The sequence below is a fragment of the Microbacterium sp. LWH12-1.2 genome (assembly GCF_040675825.1).
GTDB lineage: Bacteria > Actinomycetota > Actinomycetes > Actinomycetales > Microbacteriaceae > Microbacterium.
In genome coordinates this window covers 2,476,196-2,492,046 of record NZ_JBEGIJ010000001.1, presented here as the reverse complement: position 1 = coordinate 2,492,046, position 15,851 = coordinate 2,476,196, and the positions used below count along the sequence as shown (strand labels likewise).

Annotated in this window: 13 protein-coding genes; 8 read left to right on the top strand and 5 right to left on the bottom strand. The window is 68.0% G+C overall.

Annotation, left to right across the window (positions count from 1 at the left end):
• The first annotated feature begins 49 nt into the window (after nucleotides 1-49).
• From MRBLWH12_RS11915 to MRBLWH12_RS11890, 6 genes are all read left to right on the top strand, one after another.
• On the top strand, nucleotides 50-1,069 hold the full coding sequence (locus tag MRBLWH12_RS11915) for a LacI family DNA-binding transcriptional regulator (RefSeq protein ID WP_363549113.1): 1,020 nt from the start codon (nucleotides 50-52) through the stop codon (nucleotides 1,067-1,069).
• Nucleotides 1,069-2,613: a sugar ABC transporter ATP-binding protein gene (locus tag MRBLWH12_RS11910; protein ID WP_363549111.1), complete on the top strand. Its 1,545-nt coding sequence runs from the start codon at nucleotides 1,069-1,071 to the stop codon at nucleotides 2,611-2,613. Before MRBLWH12_RS11915 ends, MRBLWH12_RS11910 begins: the two co-directional genes overlap by 1 nt.
• Nucleotides 2,614-2,803: 190 nt before the next feature.
• Nucleotides 2,804-3,802: a substrate-binding domain-containing protein gene (locus MRBLWH12_RS11905; protein WP_363549109.1), complete on the top strand. Its 999-nt coding sequence runs from the start codon at nucleotides 2,804-2,806 to the stop codon at nucleotides 3,800-3,802.
• A gap of 88 nt (nucleotides 3,803-3,890) precedes the next feature.
• Nucleotides 3,891-5,498: a sugar ABC transporter ATP-binding protein gene (locus MRBLWH12_RS11900; protein WP_363549107.1), complete on the top strand. Its 1,608-nt coding sequence runs from the start codon at nucleotides 3,891-3,893 to the stop codon at nucleotides 5,496-5,498.
• Nucleotides 5,495-6,574: an ABC transporter permease gene (locus tag MRBLWH12_RS11895; RefSeq protein WP_363549104.1), complete on the top strand. Its 1,080-nt coding sequence runs from the start codon at nucleotides 5,495-5,497 to the stop codon at nucleotides 6,572-6,574. Before MRBLWH12_RS11900 ends, MRBLWH12_RS11895 begins: the two co-directional genes overlap by 4 nt.
• Complete coding sequence (locus MRBLWH12_RS11890; RefSeq protein ID WP_102194521.1) at nucleotides 6,571-7,608, top strand: ABC transporter permease; 1,038 nt, start codon at nucleotides 6,571-6,573, stop codon at nucleotides 7,606-7,608. Before MRBLWH12_RS11895 ends, MRBLWH12_RS11890 begins: the two co-directional genes overlap by 4 nt.
• A gap of 61 nt (nucleotides 7,609-7,669) precedes the next feature.
• Here the strand turns inward: MRBLWH12_RS11890 and MRBLWH12_RS11885 are convergent, their stop codons facing one another.
• From MRBLWH12_RS11885 to MRBLWH12_RS11870, 4 genes are all read right to left on the bottom strand, one after another.
• On the bottom strand, nucleotides 7,670-9,529 hold the full coding sequence (locus MRBLWH12_RS11885) for a glycoside hydrolase family 127 protein (RefSeq protein WP_414684983.1): 1,860 nt from the start codon (nucleotides 9,527-9,529) through the stop codon (nucleotides 7,670-7,672).
• The gene (locus MRBLWH12_RS11880) at nucleotides 9,526-10,416 is read right to left on the bottom strand and encodes a carbohydrate ABC transporter permease (RefSeq protein WP_363549099.1); all 891 of its coding nucleotides are present in this window, start codon (nucleotides 10,414-10,416) and stop codon (nucleotides 9,526-9,528) included. The genes MRBLWH12_RS11885 and MRBLWH12_RS11880 overlap by 4 nt, the downstream gene beginning before the upstream one ends.
• A gap of 5 nt (nucleotides 10,417-10,421) precedes the next feature.
• Nucleotides 10,422-11,324 (bottom strand): carbohydrate ABC transporter permease, encoded by a 903-nt coding sequence (locus tag MRBLWH12_RS11875; RefSeq protein WP_363549096.1) that lies wholly within the window; start codon nucleotides 11,322-11,324, stop codon nucleotides 10,422-10,424.
• A gap of 73 nt (nucleotides 11,325-11,397) precedes the next feature.
• Complete coding sequence (locus MRBLWH12_RS11870) at nucleotides 11,398-12,696, bottom strand: ABC transporter substrate-binding protein (protein WP_363549094.1); 1,299 nt, start codon at nucleotides 12,694-12,696, stop codon at nucleotides 11,398-11,400.
• Between the two features lie 172 nt (nucleotides 12,697-12,868).
• On the opposite strand from MRBLWH12_RS11870, the gene MRBLWH12_RS11865 reads away from it, so the two are divergent.
• A complete protein-coding gene (locus MRBLWH12_RS11865; protein ID WP_363549092.1) occupies nucleotides 12,869-13,891 on the top strand; it encodes a LacI family DNA-binding transcriptional regulator in 1,023 nt (340 codons plus the stop codon).
• Between the two features lie 6 nt (nucleotides 13,892-13,897).
• Here the strand turns inward: MRBLWH12_RS11865 and MRBLWH12_RS11860 are convergent, their stop codons facing one another.
• Complete coding sequence (locus tag MRBLWH12_RS11860) at nucleotides 13,898-14,743, bottom strand: NAD-dependent epimerase/dehydratase family protein (protein ID WP_363549089.1); 846 nt, start codon at nucleotides 14,741-14,743, stop codon at nucleotides 13,898-13,900.
• 57 nt (nucleotides 14,744-14,800) lie between these two features.
• Here MRBLWH12_RS11860 and MRBLWH12_RS11855 point away from each other — a divergent pair, with 57 nt between their 5' ends.
• Nucleotides 14,801-15,814 carry a LacI family DNA-binding transcriptional regulator gene (locus MRBLWH12_RS11855; protein WP_363549086.1) on the top strand — a complete coding sequence of 338 codons (1,014 nt, stop codon included), beginning with the start codon at nucleotides 14,801-14,803 and terminating at the stop codon, nucleotides 15,812-15,814.
• The last annotated feature ends 37 nt before the right edge of the window (nucleotides 15,815-15,851 follow it).

Here is a 15,851-nt window from a genome sequence, read left to right as displayed (position 1 = left end):
GGAGCTGTTCTCGGTAACATCATCGAAGGCGGGGCCGACGGAGGTGCGCATGGTGAACGTCGGCTCGGACAAGCCCAATATCCGGCAGGTGGCGGTGATCGCCGGCGTCTCGCACATGACCGTCTCGCGGGTGCTGAACGATCACCCGAACATCAAACCGGACACCAAACGGCGCGTGCTCGAGGCCATCGAAGAGCTCGACTACCGTCCCAACCTCGTCGCCCGCGCGCTTGCGACTCAGCGCACCAGGCGCATCGGCGTCATCATCGAGAGTCCGGTGGCCTTCGGTCCGACCAGCATCCTCCGGGCCGTCGAACTCGCCGCCAGGGCCGCCGGTTACTCGGTCACAGCGGTCGCGCTGCACGAGGGCGATGCGCTCACCCCGCAGGATGCCGTCGACAACCTCGTCACGCAGGGCGTCGACGCGCTGTGCGTGATCGCGCCGCGATCGTCGTCGGTGGCCGCGTTGCGCAGAATCTCGCTCAGCGTGCCGATGCTCGTGGTGAAGGCGGATGCCGACCCCACGTTCCTGACGGTATCGATCGACCAGCACGCCGGCACGACGCTCGTCGTCGACCACCTCGTCTCGCTCGGACATCGCGACATCCTGCACATCGCAGGTCCCCTGGATTGGCTGGACGCTCGGGCCAGAGAACGCGCCTTCCACTCCAGGGCGAAGTCCTGGGGCATCCGGGAGCGACCGATCGTGGTCGGCGACTGGACCGCGGACTTCGCCTACGACTTCGCCATGGGACTGAACCGCCTCCCCGACTACACCGCGATCTTCGTGGCCAACGACGACATGGCGATCGGGCTGATCCACGGGCTCCATGACAAGGGATTCGAGGTGCCGAAGGACCTCAGCATCGTGGGCTTCGATGATGTGCCGCTGGCGCGCCATTTCCTGCCGCCGCTGACGACCGTGCGCCAGGACTTCCACGCGCTGGGCGGCGCCGTCGTCGAGATGCTCCGCGCTGCGATGGAGGAGCGCGAGATCCCGCCGCTGACCCGCATCCCGACCGAACTCGTGCCGCGGGCGTCTTCTGCCGCACCGCGGGAGGTGCGCTGATGGCGCTCCCCGACCCGCAGCCGCTGGTCGAGCTCGAAGGAATCACCGTGGATTTCCCCGGGGTGCGCGCTCTCGACGATGTCGACTTCCGGCTGTTCCCCGGCGAGGTGCACGCGCTGATGGGGGAGAACGGCGCAGGCAAATCCACGCTGATCGCCGTCCTCACCGGTACCTGCGCACCGGTGGCCGGAACGGTCAGCGTCGCCGGTGAGCAGCGCCGCTTCGCGGGTGTGGCCGATGCCCGTGCCGCGGGGATCGCGACCGTCTTCCAGGAGACGCAGCTGAGCCCGAACCTGAGTGTCGGTGAGAACGTCATGCTGGGGCGCGAGCGCCGCGGCATGTTCGGCATCGACTGGCGCCGGACGAGAGCGGATGCGGCTGCCGCATTGGCACGGCTCGGCCTCGACGACCTCGACCCGAAGACTCCGCTGTCGATGCTCTCGCCGGCGCAGAAGCAGCTCGTGGCGCTTGCGCGCGCCGTCGTCGATGACCCCAGGGTGCTGGTGCTCGACGAACCCACTTCGAGCCTTGATCAGGCCGAAGTCGCCATCCTGATGCGCGTGATCCGGGGCCTTCGGGAACGCGGGGTCGCGATCCTCTTCGTCTCGCATTTCCTCGAACAGGCCTTCGCGATCAGCGATCGGATGACGGTGCTGCGCGGCGGGCGCTGGATCGGAGAGCACGCGACCCGCGACCTCGAGCGCGCCGACCTCATCTCGCAGATGCTCGGCAAGGACATCGAGAGCCTTCGAGCGCTGAAGTCGGAGCGCAAGGCCCACCACTACGCCTCGGACGCCACACCCGTGCTGCAGGCGACGGATCTGGGACGCCGTGGCGAACTGGACCGGATGGATGTCGAGGTGCAGCGCGGCGAGATCGTCGGCCTCGCGGGTCTGCGCGGCTCCGGGCGCACCGAGCTGGCCTCCCTGCTGAGCGGATCCGTCCGGGCGGACAGCGGCGAGATATGGGTCGACGGCGCGAAAGTCGACATGCGCAGTCCCTCGACGGCACTGCGGCACCGCATCGCGATGACCGCCGAAAGCCGCCGCACGCAGGGGTTGATCGGCGAGCTCACGGCGCGCGAGAACATCGTGCTGTCTCTGCAGGCGCTGCGCGGCTGGTCGCGACCATTGTCGCCGTCTGAGGCCGCGACGTTGATCGACACCTACGTGGAGGCGTTGCACCTGGACCCCGCCGACCTCGATCGGCCGGTGAAGCTGCTCTCCGGCGGTACCCAGCAGAAGGTTCTGCTGGCCCGCGCCCTCGCGGTGCGCCCGCACGTGCTGATCCTCGACGAGCCGACGCGTGGCATCGACATCGCCGCGAAGCTCGACATCCAGCGCCGGATCACACAGCTCGCCGGCGACGGCGTGGCGGTGGTGTTCATCTCCTCCGAACTCGAAGAGGTGGTGCGCTTGAGCGATCGCATCATCGTGCTGAAAGACCGGGAGAAGATCGGCGAGCTCAGCAACGGCCCCGGGGTGACCGTCGACACGGTCGTCGAGATGATCGCTGCAGACAGGGGATCGACCGACGAATCGTGATCGGACTGTGACCGGTAACGAGAACGCGGCCGCGACTTTGAAAGAACTTTGCGAGAAATGTTGTGTTCCACGAATTGTTCCCGGTAACATCGCGGCAGGGCGCTCGACCAGGCGTCCTGCAATCACGCAGGGGACCACGTCGGTCCGCACGCTTGCCGGGGGAGAACCCCGGCCTCTCAAGGAGGAGAACATGTCCGTGAACACGCGCATCCGCACCGCACTGGGGCTGGCCGCAGTCGGCGCGCTCGCATTGGGTCTTGCCGCTTGCTCGACCGCGGCCCCGGAAGAGGGCAACGGAGGTGGCTCCGGTGAGCTGACCACCGTCGGCTTCGTCGCCGTCGGCCCCGAGGGAGCATGGCGCGAGGCGAACGAGCAGAACATCCAGGACACCTTCACCGAGGACGCCGGATACGAGCTCAAGTACGCACCAGCCACCAACCTCGACCAAAAGTCGCAGATCGACGCATTCACGTCGTTCGTCGACGAGGGTGTCGACGTCATCCTGCTGTCCGCCACCGAGGCGTCCGGCTGGGAGGACTCGCTCAAGCGTGCGCAGGAGGCCGAGATCCCGGTCATCCTGCTCGACCGCGGCATCGAGCCCGATGACGACAGCCTCTACGTCACCCGTATCGCCCCCGACAACGTCGAGGTCGCCAAGGAGGTCGGTGCCTGGGCTGCAGCCACGTTCCCCGATGGCGGCAACTACGTCGTCCTCGAGGGCCCGGCCGGCGTCGGCGTCGTCAACGAGCGCAACAAGGGCTTCGACGAGGGCCTCGGAGACACGAAGCTGACCAAGCTCGACGCGCAGACCGCGAACTGGTCTGCCGAAGAGGGCAAGAGCGTCTTCGAGACGATGCTGAAGGCCAACAACAACAACATCCAGCTCGTGTTCGCCCAGAACGACGAGATGGGCCTCGGCGCCGCTCAGGCAGCTGAAGAAGCGGGCCTGGTCGTGGGCAAGGACGTCAAGATCGCCACGATCGACGGCACCAAGAACGCCATGACGGCGCTCGCCGACGGCCAGCTCAGCTACGTGCACGAGTACAACCCGCTGTTCGGGGAGACCGCCCTCGAGGTCGTCGAGAAGGCTCTCGCCGGCGAGAAGGTCGATTCCTACATCGTCGTCCCGAGCGAGGAGTTCGACTCGGCCGAGGCGGCCAAGGCCGTCCTGGCGGACCGCAAGTACTGATCACTCCGCCGGAGCGATCCGGCGACCGGCCCGGGTGGCGGCGCGTCCGCCACCCGGGCAACACCATCTTCGAAACTGAGAGTCAGCGATGAACGAAGAACTCCCCATCGTCGAGATGCGCGGGATCTCCATCGAGTTCCCCGGCGTCAAAGCCCTCGACGGCGTCGACTTCCGGCTTTTCCAGGGCGAGGTCCATGCGCTCATGGGCGAGAACGGCGCCGGCAAGTCGACCCTGATCAAGGCGCTCACCGGTGTGTACCGGATCGATGCCGGCTCGATCGTCGTCGCCGGCGGCGAACGAAGCTTCGCGGGCACGGCAGATGCGCAGGAGGCCGGCATCTCGACGGTCTACCAGGAGGTCAACCTCGCGCCGAACCTGTCGATCGGCGAGAACGTGATGCTCGGACACGAGATCCGCGGCCCGTTCGGCATCAACTGGCGTGCGACCCACCGCGCGGCGACCGAGGCCCTCACGCGTCTCGGTCTCGAGCACCTCGACACGCACAAGCCGCTCTCGACGCTCTCGATCGCCCTTCAGCAACTCGTCGCGATCAGTCGTGCGATGGCGATCAAGGCCAAGGTGCTGATCCTCGACGAGCCCACCTCGAGCCTCGACGCCGCCGAGGTCGAAGGCCTCTTCACCGTCATGCGGACCCTGCGCGATCAGGGCGTCGCCATCCTCTTCGTCTCCCACTTCCTCGACCAGATCTATGCGATCAGCGACCGGCTCACGGTGCTGCGCAACGGACGGTACGAGGGCGAGTACCTCACGCGCGATCTCGATCGGCATGCGCTCATCTCGACGATGATCGGCAAGGACCTCGACACCCTCAAGTCGCTGGGCGGCAACCGCCGCCGCGCACCGCGCGAAGCGGGAGAGAAGCCGGTGCTCTCGGCATCCGGCATCGCCCGCCGCGGTGCTGTCGAAGCGACGGACCTCGAGATCCGCCCGGGAGAGGTGGTCGGCTTCGCCGGCCTGCTCGGCTCGGGCCGGACCGAGCTCGCCCGGCTCCTCTACGGCGCCGATCGCCCCGACGAGGGCACGATCACGGTCAAGGGCGCGAAGGCCGATCTGAAGTCGCCTGCCGAAGCGCTCGCCCGGCGCATCGCATTCTCCACCGAGAACCGCCGCGACGAGGGCATCATCGGCGATCTCACCGTTCGCGAGAACATCATCCTCGCCGTCCAGGCCGAACGCGGCTGGGCGCGGCCCATGTCGCGCAAGGAGCAGGATGCGATCGTCGAGAAGTACATCGCTGAACTCAACGTGCGCCCGGCCGACCCGGAACGCATGATCAAGAATCTTTCCGGCGGCAACCAGCAGAAGGTGCTGCTCGGACGCTGGCTGGCCACCAAGCCAGAGCTGTTGATCCTCGACGAGCCCACCAGAGGAATCGACGTGGGTGCGAAGGCCGAGATCCAGGAGGCTGTCGCGATGCTCGCCGAGGAAGGCGTGGCCGTGGTGTTCATCTCCTCCGAACTCGAAGAGGTCGTGCGCCTCTCCGAGCGCATCGTCGTCCTCAAGGACCATCGCAAGATCGGCGAGATCCAGAACGGCCCGGACATCACCGCGCAGGAGATCGTCGACGTGATCGCCGCCCACGGGGTGGATGCGGCCGCTGAGACTCTCGAGGAGACCGACGGCGCGGCACCCGATACGATCGCCCACATCACCGAGAAGGAGGAGGCGCGATGACCGCCGCATCTCGCACGTCGCTCTGGCGTGAACTCATCCACAAGCCGTTCTTCTGGGGGATCGTCGCGATCGTCGCGCTGCTCGCGCTGAACGTGGTGAAGGACCCCGCGTACCTCGCGATGTCGGTCAACCCCAACAACGGCAACCTCGTCGGAAACCTCATCGACATCCTGCGCCAGGCCGCGCCGATCATGATGATCGCGATCGGGATGTCGCTGGTCATCGCCACCGGCGGCATCGACCTCTCGGTCGGATCGCTGATGGCCGTCGCCGGTGCCGTGTCGATGGAGTTCCTGAACGCCGCCGGCGACTCTGGCTCGGTGGGGGTCGCATTCGCCGCCGCCGGTCTCGCGCTGCTGATCACCGCCATCCTGGGCGCCGTCAACGGTGTGCTGGTGGCGTACGTCGGACTGCAACCTTTCATCGCCACGCTCGTGCTGATGCTCGCCGGCCGCGGAATCGCGAAGGTGATCACCGGCGGGCAGAACACCGCGGCATCCAACGATCCGTTCCGGTGGATCTCGAACGGCTACCTCATCGGCATCCCCGTCGTGTTCATCCTCGCCGTCCTGATCGTCATCCTCGTCGGCTGGGTCGTGCGGCGCAGCGCGCTCGGTCTGATGATCGAAGCGATCGGCATCAACCCTAAGGCCAGCCGGATGGCGGGCATCAAGCCCAAGGGCCTGCTGCTGACCACCTACATCCTGAGCGGCATCCTCGCCGGGATCGCCGGCATCATGTCGGTCGGCAGTGTGATGACCGTCGACATCTCCCGCACCGGCTACCAGCTGGAGCTCGACGCGATCCTCGCGGTCGTGATCGGCGGAGCCTCCTTGGCCGGCGGAAAGTTCTCGCTCAGCGGGGCATTCGTCGGCGCCCTGCTCATCGCGACCCTGGACAAGACCGTGCTGTTCCTTGGTGTCTCCTCGTCGGCGACTCCCGCGTTCAAGGCGATCGTGATCGTGGTGCTCTGCCTGCTGCAGTCGGAGCGCGTTCGCAGCTGGTTCCGCACGCGTCGGCGGGAGAAGCCGGCAGCATCAGAGCTGAAGACCATGAAAGAGGAGGTGCAGGCATGACCGCCCTGACCGCGGCACGCGTGCGCGACGAACCGGTGGCCATTCTGGACCGGGTGCGCCGGATGATCCAGGCGAACCCTTCTGTCCTGCCGACGATCGCCTCCGTCGTGATCTTCGTCGGCATGGTCGTCTACGGCGAGGTGGCCTATGGGCGCATCCTCCAGGCGAGCACCCTGTCGAACCTGCTCATCAACAACGCGCACCTGATCGTGCTCGCCGTGGCTCTGACGTTCGTCATCATCACCGGCGGCATCGACCTGTCCGTGGGCTCGATCATCGCGTTCTCCTCCGTGGCCGGCGTGATGCTGGCCAACGCGGGATGGAACGCGATCGCGGTGATGGTCGTGATGGTCGGCATCGGCGCGCTCTTCGGCGTGGTCTCCGGCGTGCTGATCCGGTACTTCAACGTGCAGCCGTTCATCGCCACGCTGGCGATGATGTTCCTCGGACGCGGCCTGGCATCGCTGCTGAGCACCAAGCCGGAACGGCTCGGCGAGGACTCCCCGATCCGTTGGATCGGCGTCCAGCTCAAGGTCGTCGACGGCCCGAAGGTGAACGACCTGGTGATCACGCCGGCCGTCATCATCGCGGTCATCGTTGTCCTCGCAGCGTTCTTCGTCCTGCACCGCACCCGCACCGGCCGCACGGTCTACGCGATCGGCGGCTCCGAGAGCTCCGCCCTGCTGATGGGCCTGTCGGTGCAGCGCACCAAGGTTCTCGTCTACGTCATCAGCGGCGCCCTCGCCGGTCTCGCCGCCGTCCTCTACACGGCACGCCTCGGCACGGCGCAGAACATCACGGGCATCGGCTGGGAGCTCGACGCGATCGCCGCGGCGGTCATCGGCGGCACGCTGCTGACCGGCGCCTACGGCTACGTGCTCGGCTCGGTCATCGGCGCGCTGGTCCTCGGGCTCATGAACGTGCTGATCACGCGCGACGGCGGGATCCCTCCGGAGATGACGACGATCATCACGGGCGGCATCCTGCTCGTCTTCGTGCTGCTGCAGCGCGCGGTGACGCGCAAGAAGGAGTAGCGCAGACGACGCAGAAAGGGGCCTCCTGCACATCATGCGCGGGAGGCCCCTTCTCTGTCGGTCAGCGGGTTGGGATCCAGACCCGCATGGTCGACGGGCCGCGCTGGGCCCAGTCGTGATACGCCACGAGGGGGACGTCGGCTGCGGCATCCGTCGAGCGATCGCGGAGCGGCAGGACGACCCGGCCGTCCCTCTCGACAGGCGGACCGATGACGACCGCATCCACCACGTCGGCGCCGAAGTCCACGGACTCGAGGGCCAGCACCTCCGGCCCGCGTTCGACGGCGATGCAGCCGCGGGCGGCGTCGACACGAGGGTCGGGCGCGGTGGTGCGCGGATGCATCGGCAGGACGAGTTCGATGACATCGCCGCGCCGGAAGGCGCGCCGGACCTCGATGACGCCGGGCTCTGCCGCCTGTTCGGTCTCGCCCTGCACGCGGAGCTTCGCATCGGATGCCCAGGCCGGAACCCGCAGGGTGAGGGTCCACTCCCCGTCCTCCGTGATCGTGATCCGGATGAGCCCGTCCGCCGGGTACGCCGTCGTGACGTCGAAGGCGACGGCTCGGCCGTCGGGCAGGGCCGTGCGCACTTGGGCAGACGCGTACTGGTGCAGTTGCACGCCCTCGTCGTCGGCGGTCGCGATGTACGCGTCGAGACTCGCGAAGGTGCGTGCCACGTTGGGCGGGCAGCACGACACCTCGAACCAGGGCGCGCGCAGCGAGGACGAGGCGCGCTGCGAGGTGGCCTCAGGGTCCGCAGGGACGCCGGGGACCCGCTGGTGCAGGGTGTTCGCGTAGTAGAAGGAGCGTCCGTCGGGTGCCGGCGACGTCGCCACCACATTGAACAGCGTCCGTTCGATGAGGTCGGCATATCGCGGTGAACCCGTCGCGAGCAGCAGCCGCCAGGAGAACATGATCGAGCCGATTCCGGCGCAGGTCTCCGAATACGCGCGATCTGCGGGGAGCTCCCAGTCGTCGCCGAATGCCTCGTCCTGATGATGCGAGCCCTGCCCACCGGTCACGTAGGTGCGTCGTTCAACTGTGCGATCCCACTGGCTGCGCAGCGCATCCAGCAGGACGTCGTCGCCACCGTCGACGGCGACGTCGGTCGCGCCGGCGGAGAGGTAGTTCGCGCGCACGGCATGCCCGCGCAGCGCATCGGCCGCGCGCACCGGTACATCATCCTGGAAATACTTCCGGCTCCACTCGATGTCGCGCAGGGTGCCGCGACCGTGCCGCTCCACGAAGAGGGCGGCCTGGTCGATGAGTCGCTGCTCGCCGAGCGCGCGACCGAGTTCTGCCAGGCCCACCTCGACCTCGGCATGCCCGCAGATCGCATCACGGCCGGCGGAGCCGAACTCGCGGCAGACCAAGTCCGCTGCGCGCTGCGCGATGCCGGCCAGCCCGTCCTCGGCATCGGGACGGGTGCGGATGCGGGCGACCGCGGCCTGGAACAGGTGGCCGAGGCAGTACAGCTCGTGCCCCCACTCCAGATCCGACCAGCGCTCGCGCTGTCCGGGGCGCCCGAACATCGTGTTCAGATAGCCGTCGGCTTCCTGGGCGGCCGCGATCCGCGCCACCACCGAGCGGAAGCGCTCCTCGAGCGCTGCGTCGGCCGCGGCATCCGTCCGCCCGATCTCCCATGCCAGCGCCTCGAGGTACTTGTAGACCTCCGAGTCGGCAAACTCGCGTCCGCGGCGCCCGGAGGGAAGGGTTCCGGCGGCCGCGAGATCGAAGTTCGGCAGCCATCCCTCGGATTCGAGGCGCGCGTGGATGTGTGCGAGCGTGGCTTCGCCGTTCACCCGCTGCCGATCGCCCCAGAAGCCGCCGGTGATGGTCGCCTCCGAGAGGCCGAGGGGGCGCAGTCGCCCGCGGGCGGGGACCACGGGAGCTGCCGGTGCAGTGGTGTCGAACATCGTCATCCTTTGAAGGCGCCGGACATGAAGCCGCGCACGTAGTGGCGTTGGAGGATCAGGAAGAGAAGGATGCAGGGGAGGGCCAGGACGACCACTCCCGCTTCGGTGGCGCCGTAGTCGACGACGCCCTGCACCTGGCCGCGGAGGTTCGCGACGGCCAGGGGCAGCGTCATCCGGTTGGAGTCGTTGATGAGGATCAGCGGTGCCATGAAGTCGTTCCAGGCGGTGAGGAAGGCGAAAAGGCCGACCGTCACGAGTCCCGGCTTCACGGCGGGGAGCAGCACCCGCCACAGGGCACCCCAGCTGGAGCATCCGTCGACCATCGCCGCCTCGTCCATCTCCTTCGGGATCGATTCGAACGAGATGCGCATCATGAACATCGAGAACGGGAGCTGGAACATAGTGATCACGAGCGCCACGCCGACCAACGAGTTCTGCAGTCCGACCGCGTTCAGAATCACGTACAGCGGGATGAGCAGGGTGGCGTAGGGGACCATGAGGATCGCCAGCGTCAGCAGGAACAGGGCGTTCTTGCCGGGGAAGGAGAAACGGGCGAACGCGTATCCGCCGAGCAGCGAGATGAAGAGGGTGAGCGCGACGGTGAGCAGCGAGACGAACAGCGAATTGCCGAGATACACCCAGATCCCCGCCTGGTACTCGCCGAGGGCGGCGTAGTTGCCGAACCCCCAGCCGTCGGTCTGGCTGGTGCCGGCCAGCGGGCTCACGCTCGAGACGCCGGTCCAGATCAGCGGATAGAGGAAGATCACGGCGAGCGCGGTGGTGAACACCCAGTACGGGATGCCGTAGACGAGGCGCTTCGCCGTGGAGCGGTAGCGGGGAGCCGACGGAACGTGGTTCGGCGCGACGATCGTGCGCGTGAGGGTCTGTGACATGGTTCTCAGCTCTCATCCGTGCGGCGGAACGCGCGCAGCTGGAAGACGTTGATGACGATCAGGGCGAGCAGCACGATCACCGAGAGGGCCCCCGCGATGCCGAGGCTGTTCTGCCCCTGGAAGGCCACGTTGTAGATGAGTTGCACGACCGTCATCGTGCTGTTGTCGGGACCGCCCTTGGTGAGGATGTAGAACTGCTCGAACGCGAGCAGCGATCCGGTCACGCACATCACGGTGGTCAGGGCGAAGGTCGGCTTCAGCAGCGGCACGGTGATGTCGCGGAACGTCTGCCAGCGACTCGCCCCGTCGATGCGCGCGGCCTCGTAGACGTCGTCGGGGATGCCCTGCAGCCCCACGAGCATGAGCAGCATATAGAAGCCGGCGTAGCGCCAGACGATCAGGAAGATCGTCGACCAGAGCGCCCCTTCGGGGGTGCCGAGGAATGTCACGCCCCACGCCTTCATGAGGTCGGCGAACGGTCCGGCGATGGGGGAGTACAGCACGTAGAACAGCAGCGAGGCGGATGCCAGGCCGAGGGCGCTCGGGATGAGGAAGGCGGTCCGGAGGACGCCCTTCCACCGTGTGGACTCCTGAACGAGGAGCGCCAGGCCCAGACCGAGTCCGATCAGGATGACCGTGGTGATGACCGTGTAGAGCAGCGTGAATCGGATCGAGTCCCAGAAGAGACGGTGGCTGACCGCGTCGACGTAGTTCTCGGGAAGGTTGAGGCCGCGGTTTCCGCTGAGCAGCGGCCAGTCGGATGCCGACATCTGCAGCACGAGCACGAGGGGTACGACGAAGAGGAGTGCGACGAAGATCGCGGTCGGGGCGGCATACAGCCAGCCCTGCACGGGGCCGCCGAACCCGGTACGCGCCCGTCGGCGCGGTGCCGTTGCGGTGGAGGTCATCTCGTTCCCTTCCTGGGGTTTCGGTGAGGTGGGGCGGCGCCGGGCGCCGCCCCACCTCGAATGTGCGGTCGGGTCACTGCGAGAGGATCGTGGTGATCTCCTCGTTGTCGGCCGGCACGGAGTCCTCGCCGTTCAGGACCGCGTTGCGGACGAGAGCGAGCCACGGGCTGCCCGGAGCGTTGAACGCCTGTTGGAAGTTGAGCGCCACCGGGGTGTCGCCCTGTGCCGCCACCTCGTTGATCGTGACCAGGCGCGGGTCTTCGGCGGCGTACTCGTTGTCGGCGAAGTCGCTGCGGGACACCGCGTTGCCGTCCTTGGCGAGCACTTCCACCTGCGCCTCCTCCGACATCATCCAGTTGAGGAAGTTCCAGGCCTGAGCGGCCTTCTTCGAGTCCTTCGAGATGCCGATGCCGTCGCCGCCCACGAAGGTGGAGACGCCGCCGTTGACTCCCGGGATGCCGGCCACGCCGGCGTCGAACTCGAGAGACGGCAGGAGCGTCGCGGGGAACGGCATCACGCCGACCTTGCCATCACTGAAGGCCGCGGTCCAGGTCGGGCCGGCCTCATCGGTCGAGCTGGGGAGTACGGCTCCGGCCTCCTCCAGATCGGCCCAGGTGTCGTACACGGCCTGGGCCGAGTCGCCATCGAGCAGTGACTCGGCGCCGTCGTCGGTCATGACCTGGTCACCGGATGCCCAGATCGACGGGAACCACGTGAAGACCAGGCATCCGCCGCAGTTGAGGCCGGTCGCCGTGCCGTAGGTGTCTGGCTTGTTGAGCGCCTGCACGGCTTTCGCCGCATCTGCGAACTCCTCGAGCGTCGCCGGCGCCTTCTCGGGGTCGAGGCCCGCTTCGGCGAACAGCGCCTTGTTCCAGAAAAGCATCGAGAGGTCGAGGGCGAACGGCAGCACGTACTCGGCACCGTCGACCGTGCCGGCTGCGAGGTGGCCCTGGTTGATCTCGTCCTTGAAGTCGAGGCCGTCGATCTGCTCGGACAGGTCCCGGAAGAGACCCTGCTGAGCCCAGTTGGGCACGTAGACGATGTCAGCGGCGAACAGATCGGGGAGTCCGTCTGATCCGGCGGCGGCGCCGACCTTGGCGACGTAGTCGTCGTTGGGGACGACCGTGAGCTCGACCTGGTTCTCGTGGCTGGCGTTGTACGCGTCGACGAGCAGCTTGGCCTGACGCTCGATGGGCGCGCGGGTCCACAGCGTCAGGGTCGTGCCGTCGTCGGTGCCCTCGGCAGTGATGGGTGCGTCGGAGCCGGCGTCGTCGGATGCGGGTGCGCAGGCGGTGAGGCCTCCGGCCAGCAGCCCGGCGGTGAGAGCGGCGGCCGATGCGCGGAGCATGGCGCGATTTCGTGTGGTGTGCATGAGGTCTCCTCTGGGCTCGTCCTCGAGCGGTGCGGGTGGGGCGCTTCGACAGTGCAGCGCGGTTTCAAGATCGGTTCTTCGAAATCTACGAAAACCCTTTCGAAAGGTATAGCGTGGTTTCGGCGGGGGCGTCAACCCTCAGTCCGATAACCTTTCGGAAACAGGGAGTGGGATGAGCGACACATCGGGAGCACGGGCGGTGACGCTCAGCGACGTCGCCGCGCGCGCCGGCGTCTCGATCTCGACCGCATCGAAGGCGCTGAACGACCGGGGTGATGTCTCAGCGGCGACGCGGGCCAAGGTTCGGGCGATCGCAGAGGAGCTCGCCTTCACCCCGAACGCCATGGCGCGGGGTCTCCTCGCCGGGCGCACCGGCACCGTCGGTCTGCTCACGAGCGACCTCGAGGGCCGCTTCATGATCCCGATCCTGATGGGGGCCGAGGATGCCTTCGGTGCCGGCCGCATCAACGTGTTCCTGTGCGACGCGCGGGGCGACGCGATCCGCGAGCAGCATCATCTGAGAGAACTGCTGAGTCGTCGGGTCGACGGCATCATCGTCGTCGGCCGGCAGACCGATCCCCGCCCCTCACTCGGGCAGGAGATCCCGGTACCGGTCGTGTACGCCTATGCGCCGTCCGATGACCCACGCGACCTCTCGCTGACGCCGGACAACTACGCGGGAGGGCGCCTGGCGATCGAGCATCTCCTCGCGTGCGGTCGCCGGCGCATCGCCCACATCTCCGGCGAGCCCTCATACGCTGCGGCGCAGGACCGCCTCGCCGGTGCCAGGGCGGCGCTCGCCGCGGCAGGCCTCGAGCTGGTCGGCGAACCGATGCTGTCGGAGTGGACCGAGCACTGGGGGAGGGATGCCGCAGCGCTGCTGCTGCAGCGACACCCCGACATCGATGCGGTCTTCTGCGGCTCTGACCAGATCGCGCGCGGCGTGCTCGATTCGGCGCGCGACCTCGGACGCGTCGTGCCGGATGACCTCGCGGTGATCGGCTACGACAACTGGGAGGTCCTCGCGACCAACGCCAGGCCGGAGCTCACGAGCATCGACGCGAATCTCCAGCAGCTCGGCCGGCAGGCGGCCCTGCGGGTCTTCGATGCGATCGACGGCGTCGATACCGGCGAAGGGACGCACCACTTGCCGGTGCGGCTGGTGATCCGGGGATCCACGATCGCCAGACGGTAGGGCAGGTCAGGCCTGGTCGCGCCAGGAATGCCGCGGCTCGAAACCGAGCACGCTCCTCGCCTTCTCGATCGAGAGCAGCGTCTCGTGCGGTCCGACCTCGCGGGTCACCGGCACGCCGGGGAACACTTCGGCGATCAGCTCGGCGTTCGGCCGCGACATCACAGTGTCCGCTGCGGCGATGATGAACCGGTCGAAGCCGGGTGCAGCCACCTCGAGCGCGCACTGCACGGCCTGCGCGCCGTCACGCCCGTCGATGTAGCCCCAGAGGTTCCACTTGCGGCGCAGGGCATCGGCGTCGAAGTCGGGGAACTCCGCATAGTCCTCCTGGTCCATCACGTTCGAGAATCGCAGGGCCGTGATCGAGAGATCGGGGTGCCAGCGGACCAGCTCCGATGCGAGCTGCTCCTCGAGTGTCTTCACGAGCGAGTACACCGACTCGGGGCGGGCCGGATACTCCTCGTCGACGGGGATGTACGGGGGCGGCACGTCGAACGGCAGCCCGAGCACGGTCTCGCTCGAGGCGTACACGATCCGACGGATGCCGAGGCGCACCGCTGCCCAGAACACGTTGAACGTCGTCGGCATGTTGTTGTGGAACGTCGCGACATCGCTGCGGATGCCCGGGGCGGGGATCGCGCCGAGATGCACGACGGCGTCGATGCCGTCGTGACGATCGCCGACGGCGGTGAAAGCGTCGATGACCTGGCCGTAATCCGTCAGATCGACCTGCACGAAGCCGGCTCCTCGCGGGCCGGAGAGGTCCATGCCGATGACCTCGTAGCCGTTCGATCGCAGTTCGCGTGCGACGACGCGACCGAGCTTGCCGGATGAGCCAGTGAGAGCGATGCGCATGTCACCAGAGTGGCACGAAGGCGCGCGGCCGGGGCGCGGGGTCATACACTCAACGGCGTGAGTGAGTCCCGCAGCACCCCCGGCCGCACCGTCGGCGTACGCGATGTCGCGGCGCTCGCCGGCGTCTCCCGGCAGACGGTCTCGCGGGTACTGAACGACCATCCCGAGGTCGCTGCCGACACCAAGGAGCGCGTGCTCGCCGCCATGGCCGAGCTCGGCTACCGGATGAACAACGCCGCCAGAGCATTGGGCACCCGACGCTCGCGCACGCTCGGCGTGCTGGCATCGGATGCGCTGCAGTACGGGCCGTCGCGCAGCATCGCCGCCATCGAGGCTTCCGCTCGCGGGGCCGGGTACTGGGTGAGCGCCGCGTTCGCCGACGCCGGGGATGCCGGGGCGGTGGTCGCCGCCGTCGACCATCTGATCGCCCAGGGAGTCGAGGGCATCGTCGTGGTCGCCCCGCACGCTCGGACCCTCGAGGTGCTCGACGCGCTGCGCACCGGCGTGCCGGTGGTCACCCTGCACTCGGCGGGGCGCGGTGCACGCGGTCTCTCCGTCGACCAGGCGGCCGGAGCGCGACTCGCGGTCGCCGCGCTGGCGGATGCCGGACATACCCGCATCGCGCATCTCGCCGGTCCAGCGGACTGGCTCGAGGCGGAGTCGCGCGCTGACGGCTATGCCGCCGAGCTGGCCGCGCGGGGGCTGCCGATCGGACCGGTCATCGCGGGGGACTGGTCTGCGGGATCCGGCTATGCCGCCGTACCGGCGCTGCGGGATTCCGGCGTCACCGCGGTCTTCGCCGCGAACGACCAGATGGCGCTGGGGCTGCTCGGCGGCCTTCAGGAGATCGGTCTCGCCGTGCCGCGCGATCTCAGTGTGGTGGGGTTCGATGACGTGCCGGATGCCGCGTACTACTGGCCCCGGCTCACCACCGTCCGCCAGGACTTCGACGAGCTCGCGCGTCGTGCGGTCGCCGCCGTCGTCGGAGGGGCAGATGCTCCGGCATCCGACCTCGCCCCCGTCGCCCCCGAGCTGATCGTGCGCGACTCGGTGGCTCCGCCGCGCGCCTGAACCGCGTCCGTCGTCTTGACGGTCGCCGGGCTCCGTG